We start from the raw sequence: 17,720 nt of genomic DNA, 5'->3' as shown, positions 1-17,720 counted from the left end.
CTCCATGAAAACCATTGTTCTGAGCTCCTTGGCTGCCGCTTTGATGGGCGCCGCTTCCCTGGCACAAGCTGCCACGACCCTGACCGTGTACACCGCGCTGGAAGCCGATCAGCTCAAAGCCTACCAGGCTGCTTTTGAGAAAGAGAATCCCGACATCAAGATCCAGTGGGTGCGCGACTCCACCGGCATCATCACCGCCAAGTTGCTGGCCGAAAAGAACAACCCGAAAGCAGACGCGATCTGGGGTCTGGCCGGTTCCTCTCTGGGTTTGATGGCTGCCCAGGATATGCTGCAGCCTTACAGCCCGAAAGGTCTGGAAAAAATCGACGCCAAAATGCGCGATCAGAACAACCCACCGAGCTGGGTTGGCATGAACGGCTATGCCGCCGCGCTGTGCGTGAATACGGTGGAGATGGAAAAGAACAAGCTGCCCATGCCCACCTCCTGGGAAGATCTGACCAAGCCTGAATACGCAGGCAAGATCGTGATGCCTAACCCTGCCTCCTCCGGCACGGGCTTTCTGGACGTGAGCGCCTGGCTGCAACTGTTCGGTGAAGACAAGGGCTGGGCCTTCATGGATGGCCTGCACAAGAACATTGGTGCCTACACCCACTCCGGCTCCAAGCCTTGCAATATGGCTGCTGCAGGCGAATACGCGATTGGCGTGTCCTTTGACTATCGTGGTGCTCGCCTGAAAGAAGACGGTGCCCCACTGGAACTGGTGTTCCCCAAAGAAGGCCTGGGCTGGGAAATTGAAGCCACTGGCATCATGAAAGGCACCAAGAACGTGGAAGCCGCGCAAAAGCTGGCTGACTTCTCCGCCAGCGAAGCAGCCAACCACTTGTACAAAACCAACTTCGCCGTACTGGCCATCCCCTCTATTGCCACGGCCAACCCGCACCTGCCTGCGGACTTGAACCAGCGCCTGATCGAAAACAACTTCGTGTGGGCGGCTGAAAACCGCGAGCGCATCATCGAAGAGTGGACCAAACGTTACGACGGTAAATCGGAAGCCAAGAAGTAATGAATACACAACACTACGATGTCATCGTGGTGGGGGGCGGCATCCTGGGCATGGCACATGCCTGGGCGGCTGCCCGCCGCAAGCTGAGCGTTGCTGTGCTTGAGCGCAGCTACCAGGCCCAAGGCGCCACCATTCGTAATTTTGGACAGGTTCTGATCACCGGCCAGGCGCCGGGAATCATGATGGAATTGGCCCGCCAAAGCCGTGGTCTGTGGCTAGAGCTGGCTGAGCAAGCCGGTTTCCACGTACGCAGCAATGGCTCGCTGGTTTTGGCACGCAATCATCTGGAACTGGCGCTGCTGGAAGACTTCGCCCAAGGCCGCGCCAAGGATGAGGGTGTGGCCTGCCAGATGCTAAGCGGTAAAGAGCTGGCTGGCTTGTTTGATGGCCGTCTGGCTCATCACCACGGCGCACTGCAAGGTTTTGACGACCTACAGATCTATTCGCGTGACGCCCTGCCCGCCATCACCAGCCGCTTGCAAGCCATGGGCGTGGATGTCTACACCCAGGCCCATGTGCACTACGCACAAGAAGGTCAGGTGCACAGCAGCGTGGGCAATTTCACGGCCAACAGTATTTTCGTTTGCCCCGGACACGATTACAGCAGTCTGCATCGCGAGCTGCTGGACACCGTCAAGCCTTCCGTTACTCGCCTGCAGATGCTGAAAGTAAGGGCCAAAGACGCTGGCTGGGCGCTGGATCGTCCTTTGTTGACCGGTCTGTCCTGCTTGCACTACGGCGCATTCAGCGACCTGCCACTGGCCGAGGCGCTGCGCGAGCAAGTACAGCAACGCCATGGCGTACTGCTGGATCAGGGTATCCATCTGCTGATCAGCCCAACACCGGACGGGGATCTGATCATCGGTGACTCGCACGATTACGGCCAGCAAGCCAGCCCCTTCAATCAAGAAGAGACTGACGGGCTTATGCTGGATCTGGCGCAAACCGTCTTGGGATGCCCCGTGCAGGTACTGCAACGCTGGCAAGGTGTCTACGGTGCCAAAGGCCCTGGGCCTTTTTCTGTTCTGCAAGCCGATGGCAGCACGCAAGTCACGGTCATGCACACCGGTCTGGGAATGACGACAGGCTTGGCCATTGGCGAGCGCAATATCGCTGCCCGTTATGATTGATCAGGCTACAGGCTTGAACAGACCGGCTTAGCAGCAAGCTAGCCTTGACACTGGCAAAAACCAAAGCAAAACGCGCGGCCCCAAGCTGCGCGTTCTGCTTTATACGGCAGCCACGGCACTGGGCAGGCTGAGCATGGATTTTCCTGACGGACTCCTCGCCCGATATTGACAATGCTCTACAAAAAACTCCCTGTAGTGGAATAAAATACGCAGCAATCTCGCTCTATGAACAGGCTAGTGATCCAGCGATACAAGGCCGTGCTGGTCGCTATAAAGCGAGGGAGTGCTTGCTTACCCCCACACCAGGACAGGATTCATGACAGACAGTGATAGCGGAATGCGCTTTATAGACTGCACCGAAGAACACCATGCCACCGCGATTTTAGAGATCCTGAACGAGGCCATCGTCAATTCCACTGCCCTGTACGACTATGTACCGCGCCCGCCCGAAGCCATGGTGAACTGGTTTGCCACCAAACGCGCCAACGGCTTTCCCGTGGTGGGTGTTGTCAACGATGCAGGCACGTTGATGGGCTTTGCCAGCTGGGGCAGCTTCCGGGCCTTTCCTGCCTACAAATACACGATGGAACACAGTGTGTATGTGCACCATGAGCATCGTGGCAAAGGGCTGGGCAAAATACTGATGTCGGAACTGATCATTCGCGCTCGGCAGGCGAACGTACATGCACTGGTAGGCTGTGTGGATGCTAGCAACCAAGGCAGCATTCATCTACACAAAAGCTTGGGCTTCAGCCATTCGGGCACGTTCAAGGAAGTCGGATTCAAATTTGGCCGATGGCTGGATGTGGCGTTTTACTTGCTGCTGCTGGATACGCCCGCCCAACCGGCGGACGGTTAAAAGCGGTTGACGTCTTAGGTAGCGCCCCCCCTCCCGCCAGGCCGCATCCGCATAAAAAAAACCATCGTCAGCGTTGCGCAGCGATGGTTTTTTTGCAAGCCGTCTGGGAGCACTCAGACACGGGCCTTGGGACGTTCGTAGCACACGCCAAAAGCGATCAAGCCCAGAACCACACTGAATACACCCACGCCGGTTGCCACAGCGGCAATCAAGCCCAGCCCTACCGCAATAAATACGCCCGGAAAGGCATAGCTTCGCAGCCAGGAAGGCTGCTTGGGAACAAGAAACAGCCCCAAAAATAAAAACCAGGGCATCACAATCGTCCAGAACAAACTGTCCATTAGCACGTCACGCATCATCATTCCATCCAAGTAGGGAAAGCTTGGGCGGGCGACCCAGGCGCCCGCAGCTATGGGGGGATTGTAAACGTACTGGGGCTGGCCTCCCAGCCTTGGCGGCTGTTATAAGAGAGAATTATTGTTTTACGGCTAAAGGACCACAATGAGCACCCTTACCCTGAGCAGCGCAGACCAGCACTCTTTTGAGGCCTATGCCGTGGGCGATGAACAGGCCGAACGCGGCCTGATCGTGCTCCAGGAGATTTTTGGCGTCAATCAACATATTCGCAACATGAGCGATCGCTTTGCCGAGCAAGGCTACCGGGTCCTGTCCCCGGCCTTGTTTGACCGCCAGGAAAAGAATGTACAGTTGGGCTACACCAGCGAGGATGTACAAGCCGGGCTGGCCTTGCGCGGTGCCATTCCTGTAGAAAAAACCTTAATGGACATTCAGGCCTGCATAGAGGCCCTGGGGAACCGCAAGATCGCAATTGTGGGTTACTGCTGGGGCGGATCGCTCAGTTGGTTAGCCGCCTGCCGCCTGCAGGGCCTGAAAGCCGCCAGTTGCTGGTATGGTTCGCAAATCGCCCAGCATGCCCAGGAAACTCCCAAGATCCCGGTGCAGATGCACTTTGGGGCGCAGGATCACTCCATCCCGCCCAGCGCCATCCAGACTATTCAAGAAGCCCAAAAAGAGGTGGAAATCTACGTGTACGAACCGGCCGGGCACGGTTTTGGCTGCGATCAGCGTCCTGACTTTCACCCGGACTCCTACAAACTGGCTCAAGAACGTACACTGGTCTTCTTTGCCGAACACCTGCGTTAAGCCCAACCACCCATGCTTGAATCCAGCGACGATCTGCTTGCCCTGCTCAACACCCCCATGCCGTATGGCAAATACAAAGGTCGGCTACTGGCCGACCTGCCGGGGCATTATCTGAACTGGTTTGCCCGTGAAGGCTTTCCTTCCGGGCGGCTGGGCCAATTGCTTGCCTTGGCGCATGAGCTGGATCACAACGGCTTGAAGTCCTTGCTGGATCCGCTGCGCCCGCGGCGATTCTGAATCAGCACCTGCGCACTCACTAATACCTTACTGGGCACTTGGCTGCCTTGGTTTGTCACCGTACAGCTTGCTACTATCAAGGCTTCCTCTACACCCCATTGTGAAGGACGTCATGACTAACACGCTTTCTGCATTTCCCATCACCAGCAAATGGCCGGCTCAACACCCTGAGCGCCTGCAGCTGTATTCCCTGCCTACGCCCAACGGCGTCAAGGTCTCCATCTTCCTGGAAGAGGTGGGCCTGCCCTACGAGCCCCATCTGGTCAGCTTCGAGCGCAATGACCAGCTCAGCCCGGAATTCATTTCCCTGAGCAGCAACAACAAAATCCCGGCGATTCTGGACCCGAACGGTCCCGGCAATCAGCCCCTGGCCCTGTTCGAGTCCGGTGCAATTCTGATCTACCTGGCCGAAAAAACCGGCCATTTGCTGTCCACTGACCCGGCACAGCGCTACGAGACCTTGCAATGGCTGATGTTCCAAATGGGCGGCGTAGGCCCCATGTTTGGCCAGTTGGGCTTTTTCCACAAATTTGCCGGTAAAGACTACGAGGACAAACGCCCCCGTGATCGCTACGTCAATGAGTCCAAACGTCTGCTGGGCGTGATCGACAAGCACCTGGAAGGCAAGGACTGGATGGTAGGCAACACCTACTCGATCGCCGACATTGCCTTGTTCCCCTGGATCGCAAACCTGATCGGGTTTTATGGTGCGCGTGAACTGGTGGAATACGATCAGTTCAAGAATATCGCCCGCGTTCTGCAAGCGTTTCAGGCCCGGCCCGCAGTGCAACGCGGCCTGCAAATCCCCGCACGCGACTAAGGCACAGGGGACAATTGATGGAGCCCACAGCTAGCCTAGGCACCACGACTAGCAATAGCCCTGCTAGCAAACTGGTCTTGTTTACTTGCGCTTGCCCGTATCCGTACAATTGGTCCCCTAAACATCCTGCATAAGCGGTTCACCGCCGCTTAAGCTGGCTTGCCGTCATACAAAAAACCAGTCTGCTCTTGCAGCAGATATAGGCAAATCCACCAGCCGTGACGCGCAAGCCCTTATGGGCCCTGGAGACTTTCCAGGGCCTTTTTTTGTGCTCCGGACACCCGGGGCTAAATCAAGCATCTGAGCTACTCATGTAGCGTGGCAGGAGGCGGTTCCTTCTCTGCCGGAGATACAGGCGGGAACGCCAGACGCAACAGTTTCCGAAAGCGATCACAATCCAAATGGGATGGCTCGGGGCAATCCGCAACATGGCGCAGCAAATAGCTCAAGGATTTCATCCGTCGTATTTGCTTGTCCAACTCATCAGCGCGCTGGTGCAAAGACGGACGCGGCAAATCAGGGGGGCGATCTTTATCAAACATCTTGCCGATCTGCTCCAAGGAAAACCCGGCGGTCTTGCCCAAGGAAATCAGCGAGAGCTGCAAGAGTGTGTCGTCGCTGTATTGGCGGCGCAAACCATGGCGAGCCACAGACTGGATCAAGCCTACTTCTTCGTAATAACGAAGTGTGGAAGTGGGGACGCCGCTGGTCTTGGACAGCACGCCAATATCGATCAGTTTCATGCTTGACCTCAAGTTGACTTGAAGTTGCATAGTAAGCCATCGCCCACTTGTTTCCAGTCAATCACCATGAAAAAACAGCCCCAAGCCAGCGGTAGCAGGTGGGTGCAAGCCACCTTGGCCGGTTCCATCCTGTTGGCTTCTCTGGGTGTCAGCATTGCCACTGTGGCCCTGCCCAGCTTGGCCCAGGCTTTCTCAGCGCAGATGCAAACACTGCAATGGATTGTTCTGGCTTATCTGCTAAGTGTCACCGCCACTATCGTCCAAGCAGGACGTCTGGGAGATCTTTACGGTAGCCGTCGAGTGTTGATAGCTGGCCTCTCTCTTTTCACGCTGGCCTCTGTTGCATGCGCACTGGCCCCAACACTGGACTACTTGATTGCCGCCCGTGCCGTTCAAGGTCTGGCCGCCGCTATCCTGATGTCGATCCCCATGGCCATGGCCAAAGAGCTGCTTGCCAAAGAGCGTCTGGGCCGTGTCATGGGGCTGCTGGGCACTATGTCTGCCATAGGCACCGCACTGGGCCCGTCTTTAGGTGGTCTTGTGATTGGCACCTTCGGCTGGCCCGCCGCCTTTGCCGTCTTGGCCGTGTGTGGCCTGATCTTGCTGGCCTTTGCCGTCACCCACCTACCCGGCTCCGTCACCCCAAAATTAACGCCTGCACGCATGGACTGGCCAGGCAGCCTGTGTTTATCAATAAGTTTGCTTAGCTTTGCTCTGGCTGCGACCGGCAATAAAACTGGATTAGGTATCCAGCCATGGATGCTGCTGATCTTGAGCGCCATGACGGGCGGGATCTTTATACAAGTGGAACGAGTCGCCGCTTATCCATTGATCCCTGTGAGCGTGCTGTACAAGCGAAATGTGGCAACCGCACTCAGCATGAATGTGCTTGTAGGCACCATCATGATGGCCACCTTGGTAGTCGGCCCTTTTTTCCTGTCTTTGGGGCTAGGGCTGAGTGCAGCTCACACCGGCCTGGTCATGGCAACCGGCCCCTTGGCAGCTGCGCTATCTGGCGTGCCTGCTGGGCGGCTTACGGACCGTTTCGGCACATCCAAAACCCTGCTGGCTGGCTTGATCCTGTCCACCATCGGCCTGATCGCTTTCTCCACCCTGCCGAACTTTATCCACGCGACGGGCTATGTGATGGCCCTACTGTTGATCACCCCCGGCTTTCAGCTCTTTATGGCGGCGAACAATACCAAGGTCATGCTCGCGGCGTCACAAGAGGAAAAGGGCCTGCTCTCCGGTCTGCTGGGCCTGTCACGCAATCTGGGATTCATGACTGGTGCCTCCCTGATACCGCTGCTGTTCGCATCGTGGTTGCCAGCGCGAACACTAATCGATAGCACCCCACAGGCCATTAGCCACGCCTTCTCACTCACTTTTTTGCTGACAGCCGCTCTTTGTGCGCTGGCCATAATCTTGGCTGTGTGGGGATACCGCAAATCAGGCCTTAAATTGCTGGCAAAGGAATGAACTGCTCATCATCCATAGGCGGCAGGCTAATACGGCCATTCAGCCAATCATCTTTGGCCTGCTCAATGCGATCCTTGCGCGAGGACACGAAGTTCCACCAGATATGGCGTGGCCCTAAAGGCTCCCCGCCCAGCAGCATCAAATGGCTATCGTGATCGGCCACAATGCGTGGGCTATCCCCTTTGGCGAACACCAGCATTTGCCCCGCTGGATAACGCTGACTGCCAATTTCCAGCCCACCCGCACAGACGTAGATGGCCCGCTCTTCGTGGCCTGTCGGCAAAGGCACGGACTGCCCGGCTTGCACTCGCAACTCCATGTAGAACAAGGGCGAGTTCACACTGGCCGGACTGCACAAGCCCAAGGCCGAACCCGCAATCAGGCGCCCTTCCAAGCCGGTGTCCTGAATCAAGGGCAAGTGCTCGGCCTCGTAATGGGCAAAGTCCGGCTCTTGTTCTTCTTTATGCTCGGGCAAGGCGACCCAGGCCTGGATACCATCCATACGACCGCCTGTGTTGCGCATGGGCTCAAAGCGCTCTGAATGGCTGATGCCGGAACCCGCCGTCATCCAGTTCAAAGCCCCCGGTGTAATCGCTTGCTCCACGCCCAGGCTGTCGCGGTGTGTCATGGCACCTTCAAACAAATAGGTCACCGTGGACAGGCCGATATGCGGATGTGGCAGCACGTCATTCTCAGTACCCACCGGGGCCGTCAGCTCTTGCGGACCCATACGGTCAAAGAATATAAAAGGCCCCACCATGCGTCGTTGGCGAAAGGGCAAAACGCGCCCCACTTCAAACGCACCAATGCTGTGTTGACGTTGTGGAATAAGCAGCTCGACCATAGACACCTCTACTGGGAAGTCGCAAAAATACAATCCCGATTACTATACTCTGGTCCCTGATTGCTTCGCCCAAGCCTCATGTCCACTTTCTCTCTTTTCGACTCAGAACCTGATAACGCTTTGACTCTGGATGAAGGCCTGATCGCCTTGCCCGGTCTGGCTCTGCCCTACGCCCCCGCCTTGACCCAAGCCGTCAAAGACGTCGTGCAGCAGGCGCCCTGGCGTCATATGCAGGTCCCTTCGGGGCATCGTATGTCCGCGGCGCAAAGCAGTTGTGGGCAGTTAGGCTGGGTATCCGACGAGCACGGCTATCGCTACAGCGCCATCGACCCGCAAAGCGGTCTGCCCTGGCCCGCCATTCCTGAGGTTTTTCACACGCTGCTGGCGCAGATTCATCAGGCCTCTGGCCAGGGCCCGTTCCAGCCCGATACCTGCCTGATTAACTATTACGATGAGCACGCCCATATGTCCCTGCATCAGGACAGAAACGAGCGTGACTGGCAGCACGCGATTATTTCAGTGTCTTTAGGCCGTGAAGCCCTATTTTTATGGGGAGGGGCCAAGCGTAGCGATCCCGTGCGCACACTGCGATTGGGTGACGGCGATGTGCTGGTCTGGTGGGGACCATCCCGCATGAACTTTCATGGGGTGCGCCGCCTGGAAGGCCCGCCCCATCCAATATGGGGCTCAGGCCGGGTGAACTTGACCTTTAGACGGGCCGGCTGACAGCGGACTAGCTCAGCTCGGGGGAGGCAAAGCGGCGATTATCCAGAACAGGCAAAATACGACGCGCGTAAGCCAGCCGTTCACGGTCCAGATCCACTAATAGCAGGGTCGGTGTCTCGGCCGCCTGGGCGACAATAACACCCAAGGGATCGACCACCAGACTTTGGCCTATATTGCGCTCGCCGCATTCCCCGACAGCCACCATATACGCCGTATTTTCCAGGGCACGCGCCGTCGTCAGCACGCGCCAGTGATGCTCTTTCAAGGGTCCTTTCAGCCAGGCCGAGGGTGCCAGCAGTACCTGTGCACCATCCACGCACAAGCGACGGGCCATTTCAGGAAAGCGCAGGTCGTAGCAGGTCATCAGGCCGACTTTGAAGCCAGCCACATCGATCAAGGCCGGAATCTCGGTGCCGGGCTGCACATAGCGCGACTCCTGCACAGAAAAAGCATCATACAAGTGCAGTTTGTTGTAGTGAGCCAGCACCTGCCCGTCGCGCAAAACCACCAAGGTATTCCAGACCTTGCCCTCGCCTGTGGGCGTGTGAATGCAGAACACCACGGTCAAATCCGTGTCACGGGTGGCCGCGCTCAAGCGGCTGACAAACTCCCCATCCAGGGCTTGTGCGGATTTAAGGACGACTTCAGGGTCTGCCACATTACGGGCCAAGACACCCTCTGGTAATACCAACAGCTGTGCTGAAGAGCGGATCGCTTGCTCTATCAGCCCCAGGCAGGCGTCCAGGTTCTCCTGCGTATCTTTGGAAACGGCCATCTGGCCCAATGCAACTTTCATGACCTGCTCCTCGTATTTGCCGCCTAAACAATTCTAACGCAGCAAGCGGTCTTGGCCAGCCCCACACCGGCCCCATCCCAATTTCCTCGACTGACCACCTGATGGCCACCAATGGAAAAAAATGGGGATTGCCCGCCTGCCATCTTCCGACAGCACTTCATTTCTCTTCAGCCGGAAAAGGAATGGAACCCTAAATAAAAAGAACTGATTCATGCGCATCGAATAAGCAAATGTTTAGCAAAACTAAACACTTTGCAAATACGTCCAATCAATCGCTTTAAGGAAAACAAGGATTACCCAATTGATTTATAAACAGGATTTCTAAAAATCAGGGCTGCAAGCACGGGTTCTACAGGGCTTGGATGTTCGTGTCGACCCTGCTCCGCATCTACGCATCAATCCCCCTTACAACACGATTAAACAAATTTTGGAACGGCTTTTATTAAGGCATGAAAAAGAATCATGGCTGCGATTCCAAATAAGATATGGGAGATTCTTATTTTCCCTATCATCACTTTCTAAACAAAGCAGATTTACAGTCGCCGTAATTTTTGAAACAAGCAATCAATAAGCGGCTTTACCCGTTTTTCCTCAGGCAAACAGGCGGGAAAAACCCAATATGACCGGACATAATAGAATGCTGATTAATTCAGTGAATATGGCTTAATTCAAAGCCTTTAAAAGCAGCAAATAAAACAAAGGGGCCAGTGCAAATGCACAGCCCCTTATTTAATGCGGCCGGCCCCTCAAGAACCAGAGAACAAGCCCTTAGGGCCCTGATCACACGCCACTCCAGCCCTGGATTATCAATGCACTAATGATTGAAATCCATAATATTTTGAATAAAAAAAACCCCCGATTTCTTGCAAAATCAGGGGAAAGCTACCACAGGAAAATGATTGGATACAAAACACCCAATACCGTGATTCTATATAAAATAAATAAAAAAATCTGCATACGTTGTTTAGGGCTGACGCTATAGCTAGATAAATAAATTTGTGCTAGGACATAAATCAATTAATAATCCAAGCCAGAAAATTCAGAATTAGCGCTTGTTTCTAATAACTTACGGATGGTTGCATAGAACTTGAGCCGCCTAGCCAGACTGCGCGACAATACTGCTTTCCTTTCGCATGCCTGTTTCTGGCGTGCACCCGCATCTTGTTTCACAGGTTGGCATCTTGTCCCCTTCTCTTTCCTCCTCCTCTCCTGGTCAGGTGCTACTGGCCATTCTTGCTTTAGCCGTGGGCGGCTTTTCGATTGGCACAGGCGAATTTGTCATCATGGGCCTGCTGCCAGATGTCGCCCACGACCTGGGCATAGACATTCCAACTGCCGGGCATTTAATCAGTTCCTACGCCCTGGGCGTAGTGATCGGTGCTCCCGTCCTGGCCGTACTGGGCGCGCGCTGGCCGTGGCGTCGTCTCTTGATTGCCTTGATGGGCGGCTATGCCGTTGGCAACTTTTTGACGGTGATTGCACCCAGCTATGAAACCGTGTTGATTTCCCGCTTTCTGGCCGGCTTGCCACACGGCACCTATTTCGGCGTAGCCGCTTTAGTAGCTGCTCGTCTGGTCCCGCCTCACCGCCGAGCCCAGGCCGTGGCCTACGTCATGCTGGGCCTGACAGTAGCCACACTGGCCGGTGTTCCTATTGCCACTGCTCTGGGCCAATGGTCCAGCTGGCAAGCTGCCTTTGTATTTGTCAGCGTGATCGCCCTGTTGACCATGGGCTTGGTGCTGCGCTTTGTTCCCTACGTCCCCGCCAACACCCTGGCCAGCCCCTTGCGTGAACTAGGCGCTCTCAAGCGCAAACAGGTCTGGCTGACGCTGGGTATTGGTGCGATTGGTTTTGGCGGCATGTTTTCTGTCTTTAGCTACGTCAAATCCACCTTGATGGAACTGGCGGGCCTGTCAGCCAGCACCATTCCGTTTGTGCTGGCCTTGTTTGGCGTGGGCATGGTCCTGGGTAATCTGTTGGGCGCACGCTATGCAGACAGCCATCTGGATCGCAGCATCCGGATGGTGCTGATCTGGGCCACGGCGGTACTGTTGCTGTTCATGGTGACGGCGCACCACCCAATCCTGGGTCCGCTGAACATCATGCTGATCGGTACGCTGGTTGCCTTGGGCCCAGCACTGCAAATTCGCTTGATGGACGTAGCAGGCGATGCACAGACACTGGCTGCGGCGCTGAATCATTCGGCCTTCAATATGGCCAATGCCTTGGGCGCCTGGCTGGGCGGGCTGACGATTGCCGCGGGCTGGGGTTGGACATCCACCGCCTGGGTCGGAGCGCTGCTGGCCTTGGGCGGCTTGGCTTTGCATTCTATTTCGCTGCGAATCAAGGATTAATCTTCATAGGCGGATTAGGCTCCTCGTACAAAGCAGGTTCAGGAAAAGCACACAAGCCAAGACTTGTTCTACTTACCCCCCGTAAAGATGAGCCTGGACGAACCCAGCCACAGCAGCGGACACAAAAAACGGCCTGATTACAGGCCGTTTTTCTATCTCTCGCTGAAGTCAGCAGTCTTAAACGACGTTGACTGTTTCTACCGGTGCGGGCACTGCGGGGCGAGCGGCCAGCCATCCGGCATAAGCCATGGCCAGGGTAACCAGCAAGCAAAGGCCCAGAGCCCATCCCCAGCCGTTAAACAAGTCGTGCAGGCCACCCATGGCCGGAGGACCAAATGCGGCCAGCAGATAGCCCATACACTGCGCCATGCCCGACAAGGAAGCCGCCTGCGAGGTGGAGGTAGAACGCACCCCGATCAGGGACAAGGCGATCAAGAACACGCTGCCGCTGCCAATCCCGAACAGTAAGGACCACAGCAAGGACCAGGACGGCAAGACCAGAAAGCCGACAAAGGTCAGAGTCTGCAATAAGGCCCCTGCCAAGGCGACCAGACGCTGATCGTGCAAACGGCTCAGCAAAGGCATCAACAACAAAGCGGGGACCGCCGTGGCCAATTGCATCAACCCATGAATCTGGCCTGCATGATCGGGCTCGAAACCGTAGTTAACCAACATGACAGGCAACCAACTGGCCACCATGTAATACGCCACCGAGTTCAAACCCATATACAAGGTGATGTACCAGGCCAGTGGCAAGCGCCACACGGGTGCCGTTGAAGGAGCCGCAGCAGGCGCATTTTGCGCAGCACGTCGGTCCGCCCCCAACTGAGTTCCCCAGATCAGTACACCGGCAATCGCCATCACACCGACCACAATCAAGGACGACCAGCGCCAGCTTTGCCCCGTCCATTCGGCCAGCGGCACTGCCAAGGACGAGTTAAAGGCTGCCACCAGACCCATGAACAGCACGTACAAGGAAGTCACGAAACTGATACGCATGGGGAAATGCCGTTTCACCAGGGACGGCAGCAGCACATTGCCCAGCGCAATCCCAATAGCCAACACGCCAATACCGGAAAACAAGGCCGTGGTCCCACCCAGGACCCGAATCACCACGCCGATAGCGATCAGTACAGAGGCGATGAACAAGGAGCGGGACAGCCCCACCAGTCGCGCCATGGAGGCCGCCAGCAAGGAGACCACGGCAAAGATAAACAAAGGCATGGCCGTTAACAAGCCAGCCTGCGTTGAGGATAGAGACAGATCTGCCTGAATCAACTCAAGCAAAGGCGCAATGCCGGTGATTGGTGCGCGCAGATTACCTGCAATCAACAACACCCCTATTAAAACCACCAGGGGATGGGAGAACCATGAGAGACGAGAGCGGGACATGAAAAGGGCCAGTAGGTAAAAACCCTACTCTATCTTGTTTCGAGTCCGACGCAAACAGGATATTATGACAACTTATACCTCTAAACGGACAATGTATGAGTTTTAGCACTGATCCGCAGGGCGGCCCTGTTTTCAGCATCAAAGTGGAGATGGGCGCCACCACCGAACAGCCCTTGCACACGCACCCCAATGGGCAGCTGATTCTGACTCAATACGGCTCTGTCACCTTGCAGACGGACAAGGGTTACTGGATGGTGCCACCCCTTTGCGCGGTCTGGGTGCCGGTCGGCATCCCCCACCGAGCCCGCGCCGACGATCAGGCCCTGATGCACTTTCTGTACATTCAGCCTGGCCTGGATCAATTGCCCAATCACTGTTGCACCCTGGAAATCAGCCCCATGGTGCGCGAGATGATTATTCACTTAAGCGATCTGAACCCTGACTATGCACCGAATAGCCAGACACACCGTCTGGCCTTGGTGTTGTTGGAAACCCTGAACCAAATGCCCACGCGCCAGTTGCATGTGCCCGTGCCGGAAGACAAGGTCTTGCAAGCCATCGTTCACCATATGCTCAAGCACCCTGACTCGCGGCCCACAATGGCGGACTGGGCAAAAGAACTGGCCATGAGCGAGCGCACCCTGGCCCGACATATGCTAAAACACACAGGGATGAGTTTCGGGCGCTGGCGGCAACAATTCATGATTATGCTGGCCCTCCAAAAGCTAGGTTCGGGAATGTCCGTAAAGAGCACGGCCAGGGAATTGGGTTACACCTCTATCAGTGCCTTCATTACCGTTTTCAAGTCTATTTTGGGCGAAACCCCCAGCCGTTATCTAAGCCAGACCCAATCCTCTTAAGTCTTACTTACTCACAACACAGACACCCATGTCCTCCACACCCCTGCCCCGCGCCGGATATCTGCATCGTTTGTTAAGTTGGTTTCAGATCTCTCATATGTCGGCGGGGCTTATTGCCGTGCTGGTCGGTTACACCAGCTCAGCGGCCATTGTGTTTCAAGCCGCGCAGGCAGCCGGAGCCAGCACCGCAGAACTGGGTTCCTGGATGTGGTCCTTGGGGATTGGCCTGGGCTTGCTGTCTGCCGGTTTATCGCTACGCTACAAAATTCCGATTCTGACCGCCTGGTCGACTCCCGGTGCAGCCTTGCTGGCCACGGGCCTGGTCGGCCTGCCCATGTCCCAGGCTATAGGAATTTTCCTGTTTTCCTCCTTGCTGACCACCCTCTGTGGCCTTAGCGGCAGCTTTCAAAAGCTGATGCAGTACATGCCACGCAGCATTGCCGGTGCCATGTTGGGCGGGATTTTGCTGCGTTTTGGCCTGGATCTGTTTGGCGCCATGCAAACGCAATGGCTGATGTGCCTGAGCATGTTCGTGGTGTTTTTGCTGATTCGCCAGTGGTCGGCACGCTATGCGGTGCCCTTGGCCCTGGTAACCGGCGTGGTGATCGCCGCAATGCAAGGCCTGCTGAAAATGGAGATTCTGAGCTGGACACCCGCTACGCCGGTTCTGGTCTGGCCTGAATTTTCCTGGACTGCGTTGATCGGCGTGGGAATTCCCTTTTTCATCGTCACCATGAGCTCGCAAAACATACCGGGCGTGGCGGTACTCAAGGCCCACAATTACGAGGCGCCCAACTCCACCGTCATCAGCTGGACCGGGATTGTTGGCCTGATCTTCGGCCCTTTTGGCGGTTACGCCTATAACCTGGCTGCGATCAGCGCTGCCTTGTGCATGACCCCGGAAGTCGATGCAGACCCCCGTCAGCGCTACCGCGCCAGCGTCTGGGCCGGTATTTTCTATTTTGCAGCCGGTATTTTTGGTGCCACGGTGGTCAGCCTGTTCGCAGCCTTCCCCACGGAATTGATCGCAGCCATTGCCGGCCTGGCCTTGCTGGGCACAATTGGCAACAGCATCCATATGGCTCTGGAAGCCCCCGACACCCGGGACGCGGCTTTGGTGACGTTTTTGACTACTGCCTCGGGCATGAGCCTGCTCAATATCGGCAGCGCCTTCTGGGGCCTGGTTTTTGGCATGGCCATCTATTTGATTCAGAAACGAAAAGTGTCCTGATCGGGCCTTTCGCCCCGCCTCTGTTCAAGACGGCAAACAAGCTTCACATTTGCTTGCTTGGCCGTCTTTGTTTGTAGGCACACTAAAAGCGTGACCACTTTTCGGAGGTGCATCATGCCTGCTTTATCTCAAGCCCAACAAAAAGCCGCTGGCGCGGCTTTATCTGCAAAACGCGGCGAAACGCCCCTGTCCAGTTTGAAAGGGGCGTCGCTGGAAATGTACAAGACGATGTCGGAAAAAGAGCTGGAAGAGATGGCCAGCACCGATACCGCGCGCCGCAATTTGCCTGAGCACAAGGAATAATCAGATAGCTTGAACGCGGATACCGTGTTGCTTGAAGGCCTGATGCAGACGTTGCGCGAACTCCGCCGCTCCCGCCTGATCGCCATGCAAACACAAGGTATCTGCGGATAAAGGCACCGTTTTACCTGCCAAGCTGGTGACGGTGCCTTGTTCTATCATCTGCATCACTTGCGTGACTGATTGCTCAGCATCCGTAATCATGGCGCCGCTCTGTTGCCGTGGCGTCAGGCTGCCATCATCCTGATAGCTGCGATCCGCAAACACCTCCTGAGCCACTTTCAAGCCCGCATCTCGCCCGGCCTGAACCTGCACACTTCCTGCCAAGGCATAGAGAATCAGGCTGCGATCAATATCGGCCACCGCTTGGGCGATGGCACGGGCCAGATTCCCGTCGCGTGCCGCCATGTTGTAGAGCGCCCCATGGGCCTTGACGTGATGCAAGGCCGCGCCCTGAGTGCGTGCCACGGCCGCCAGCGCCCCCACTTGCACTACCACCATGTCGTATACCTGCTCGGGGGTAACGGCCATCACCCGACGGCCAAAGCCGGCCAGATCAGGCAAACCGGGGTGAGCCCCCAGCTTGACACCCTGCTTCAACGCCAGCGCTACCGTCTGACGCATGGTGGCCGGATCGCCTGCATGAAAGCCGCAAGCAATATTGACCGAGCTCACCCAGGGGATGACTTGCTCGTCATGGCCCATGACCCAGGCGCCAAAGCTCTCGCCCATATCGCAATTCAAATCAATACGTAAGCTCATGGTGTCCCCTCTGATAAACCATCCAGTCTGCCCGCGGCCTGGGCGATACAACGCCTGAACCACAATAGTTCTGCCGCATTATGCGTGCGTGGATGCCACAGCTGGTAAAAACGCATCAGTGGAAAGTGAACCGGACAGGGCAAAACCGTAATGGGCAGGATGCGGGCATAGTACTCGGCAAACTGACGATTAGTGGTAAACACCATGTCCGTGCGGCTCAAAATACCGGGAACCAGGCCGAAATACGGCACCACCATCTGCACCTGACGGCTAATCCCTTGTTCGGCCAGGCAGCCGTCAATAAAGCCGCGCTTGTCCGTTACATGGGCAGAAGGTGCCAAATGGGGCATTTCCAGATAATGTTGCAAGGACAGGCCGCGCTGGGCCAAAGGATGGTGCCGGCCCAGCATGCAGACCACCTCATCGTCAAACAGGCGCGCCAGATGCAGCTTTTCCGGGGGTTCCAGCCAGTTACCGATCACCACGTCCAGCTCGCCCTCCTCCAGGGCCTGCACGTAGTCCAGATCCGGATTGATGGTATGCACCACCAGACGGGCCTGCGGCGCCTGACGGCGTACACGTTCGGCTATATCCGGGATAAACGCCCCATCCAGATAATCCGGTGCCCCCAAATTGAACACTCGGGTGGACTGGCTGGGGTCCATAGGCTCTGCGGTAGCAGAAATTCGCTCGATAGCTTGCAGGGCTTCCGTAGCATGTGCCAGCAAAAAAGGGCCGCGCTCGGTCGGCACCATCCCTTTTTTACCGCGCAACAAGATCGGGTCGCCCGTGATTTCGCGCAAGCGCCGCAAGGCATTGCTGACAGCTGGCTGGGACATGCCCAAGCGGATAGCCGTACGCGAGACGCTATGCTCTTTGAGCAGCGACTGCAATACCCGCAGCAAATGTAGGTCTAGTTGTTCTCGTAATTTTGGCATGGTCTAAATAATACAAGCACTGGCTACCTGTCGTAGATCCGTGTAGACACTCATACGCCTA

General features: G+C 56.2%; 19 protein-coding genes. 12 read left to right on the top strand and 7 right to left on the bottom strand.

The window, feature by feature from the left end:
• The first annotated feature begins 4 nt into the window (after positions 1-4).
• From AC1RSM_RS03170 to AC1RSM_RS03160, 3 genes are all read left to right on the top strand, one after another.
• Complete coding sequence (locus tag AC1RSM_RS03170; protein WP_492929412.1) at positions 5-1,024, top strand: putative 2-aminoethylphosphonate ABC transporter substrate-binding protein; 1,020 nt, start codon at positions 5-7, stop codon at positions 1,022-1,024.
• Positions 1,024-2,154, top strand: coding sequence for a TIGR03364 family FAD-dependent oxidoreductase (locus AC1RSM_RS03165; RefSeq protein WP_492929410.1), 1,131 nt, complete (start codon positions 1,024-1,026; stop codon positions 2,152-2,154). The genes AC1RSM_RS03170 and AC1RSM_RS03165 overlap by 1 nt, the downstream gene beginning before the upstream one ends.
• Before the next feature lie 316 nt (positions 2,155-2,470).
• Positions 2,471-3,013, top strand: coding sequence for a GNAT family N-acetyltransferase (locus tag AC1RSM_RS03160; RefSeq protein ID WP_492929408.1), 543 nt, complete (start codon positions 2,471-2,473; stop codon positions 3,011-3,013).
• Between the two features lie 113 nt (positions 3,014-3,126).
• Here the strand turns inward: AC1RSM_RS03160 and AC1RSM_RS03155 are convergent, their stop codons facing one another.
• Positions 3,127-3,369 carry a hypothetical protein gene (locus tag AC1RSM_RS03155; RefSeq protein WP_492929406.1) on the bottom strand — a complete coding sequence of 81 codons (243 nt, stop codon included), beginning with the start codon at positions 3,367-3,369 and terminating at the stop codon, positions 3,127-3,129.
• 145 nt (positions 3,370-3,514) lie between these two features.
• On the opposite strand from AC1RSM_RS03155, the gene AC1RSM_RS03150 reads away from it, so the two are divergent.
• From AC1RSM_RS03150 to AC1RSM_RS03140, 3 genes are all read left to right on the top strand, one after another.
• Entirely contained in the window at positions 3,515-4,177 is a 663-nt protein-coding gene (locus AC1RSM_RS03150) for a dienelactone hydrolase family protein (protein ID WP_492929404.1), read from the top strand.
• A gap of 12 nt (positions 4,178-4,189) precedes the next feature.
• The gene (locus AC1RSM_RS03145) at positions 4,190-4,414 is read left to right on the top strand and encodes a DUF3820 family protein (protein ID WP_492929402.1); all 225 of its coding nucleotides are present in this window, start codon (positions 4,190-4,192) and stop codon (positions 4,412-4,414) included.
• 112 nt (positions 4,415-4,526) lie between these two features.
• Entirely contained in the window at positions 4,527-5,234 is a 708-nt protein-coding gene (locus tag AC1RSM_RS03140; protein ID WP_492929400.1) for a glutathione binding-like protein, read from the top strand.
• Between the two features lie 305 nt (positions 5,235-5,539).
• Here AC1RSM_RS03140 and AC1RSM_RS03135 read toward each other — a convergent pair whose 3' ends face one another.
• Entirely contained in the window at positions 5,540-5,977 is a 438-nt protein-coding gene (locus tag AC1RSM_RS03135) for a helix-turn-helix domain-containing protein (RefSeq protein WP_492929398.1), read from the bottom strand.
• 66 nt (positions 5,978-6,043) lie between these two features.
• Here AC1RSM_RS03135 and AC1RSM_RS03130 point away from each other — a divergent pair, with 66 nt between their 5' ends.
• Entirely contained in the window at positions 6,044-7,456 is a 1,413-nt protein-coding gene (locus tag AC1RSM_RS03130; protein WP_492929396.1) for an MFS transporter, read from the top strand.
• Here AC1RSM_RS03130 and AC1RSM_RS03125 read toward each other — a convergent pair.
• Positions 7,434-8,300, bottom strand: a complete 867-nt coding sequence (locus tag AC1RSM_RS03125) for a pirin family protein (RefSeq protein ID WP_492929394.1) — start codon at positions 8,298-8,300, stop codon at positions 7,434-7,436. The genes AC1RSM_RS03130 and AC1RSM_RS03125 overlap by 23 nt on opposite strands.
• Positions 8,301-8,378: 78 nt before the next feature.
• Here AC1RSM_RS03125 and AC1RSM_RS03120 point away from each other — a divergent pair, with 78 nt between their 5' ends.
• Entirely contained in the window at positions 8,379-9,026 is a 648-nt protein-coding gene (locus AC1RSM_RS03120; protein ID WP_492929392.1) for an alpha-ketoglutarate-dependent dioxygenase AlkB, read from the top strand.
• Between the two features lie 7 nt (positions 9,027-9,033).
• Here the strand turns inward: AC1RSM_RS03120 and AC1RSM_RS03115 are convergent, their stop codons facing one another.
• On the bottom strand, positions 9,034-9,822 hold the full coding sequence (locus AC1RSM_RS03115) for a deaminated glutathione amidase (protein WP_492929390.1): 789 nt from the start codon (positions 9,820-9,822) through the stop codon (positions 9,034-9,036).
• A 1,133-nt stretch (positions 9,823-10,955) separates the two neighbouring features.
• Here AC1RSM_RS03115 and AC1RSM_RS03110 point away from each other — a divergent pair.
• Positions 10,956-12,176: an MFS transporter gene (locus tag AC1RSM_RS03110; protein WP_492929388.1), complete on the top strand. Its 1,221-nt coding sequence runs from the start codon at positions 10,956-10,958 to the stop codon at positions 12,174-12,176.
• A 177-nt stretch (positions 12,177-12,353) separates the two neighbouring features.
• Here AC1RSM_RS03110 and AC1RSM_RS03105 read toward each other — a convergent pair whose 3' ends face one another.
• Positions 12,354-13,568 (bottom strand): MFS transporter, encoded by a 1,215-nt coding sequence (locus AC1RSM_RS03105; protein ID WP_492929386.1) that lies wholly within the window; start codon positions 13,566-13,568, stop codon positions 12,354-12,356.
• A 95-nt stretch (positions 13,569-13,663) separates the two neighbouring features.
• Here AC1RSM_RS03105 and AC1RSM_RS03100 point away from each other — a divergent pair, with 95 nt between their 5' ends.
• The 3 genes from AC1RSM_RS03100 to AC1RSM_RS03090 all read left to right on the top strand — a co-directional run bounded on the left by AC1RSM_RS03100 (position 13,664) and on the right by AC1RSM_RS03090 (position 15,962).
• A complete protein-coding gene (locus AC1RSM_RS03100) occupies positions 13,664-14,428 on the top strand; it encodes an AraC family transcriptional regulator (RefSeq protein ID WP_492929384.1) in 765 nt (254 codons plus the stop codon).
• 28 nt (positions 14,429-14,456) lie between these two features.
• Complete coding sequence (locus tag AC1RSM_RS03095) at positions 14,457-15,659, top strand: benzoate/H(+) symporter BenE family transporter (protein ID WP_492929382.1); 1,203 nt, start codon at positions 14,457-14,459, stop codon at positions 15,657-15,659.
• A gap of 114 nt (positions 15,660-15,773) precedes the next feature.
• Positions 15,774-15,962 carry a DUF3008 family protein gene (locus tag AC1RSM_RS03090; RefSeq protein WP_492929380.1) on the top strand — a complete coding sequence of 63 codons (189 nt, stop codon included), beginning with the start codon at positions 15,774-15,776 and terminating at the stop codon, positions 15,960-15,962.
• Here the strand turns inward: AC1RSM_RS03090 and AC1RSM_RS03085 are convergent, their stop codons facing one another.
• Entirely contained in the window at positions 15,963-16,721 is a 759-nt protein-coding gene (locus AC1RSM_RS03085; RefSeq protein WP_492929378.1) for a LamB/YcsF family protein, read from the bottom strand.
• The gene (locus AC1RSM_RS03080; RefSeq protein ID WP_042481505.1) at positions 16,718-17,659 is read right to left on the bottom strand and encodes a LysR family transcriptional regulator; all 942 of its coding nucleotides are present in this window, start codon (positions 17,657-17,659) and stop codon (positions 16,718-16,720) included. Before AC1RSM_RS03080 ends, AC1RSM_RS03085 begins: the two co-directional genes overlap by 4 nt.
• Positions 17,660-17,720: the final 61 nt, after the last annotated feature.

Source organism: Alcaligenes sp. GW821-FHT11D07 (assembly GCF_058808495.1).
Note: the sequence above shows the minus strand (reverse complement) of the source record. Positions and strands in the feature narration are given on the sequence as shown.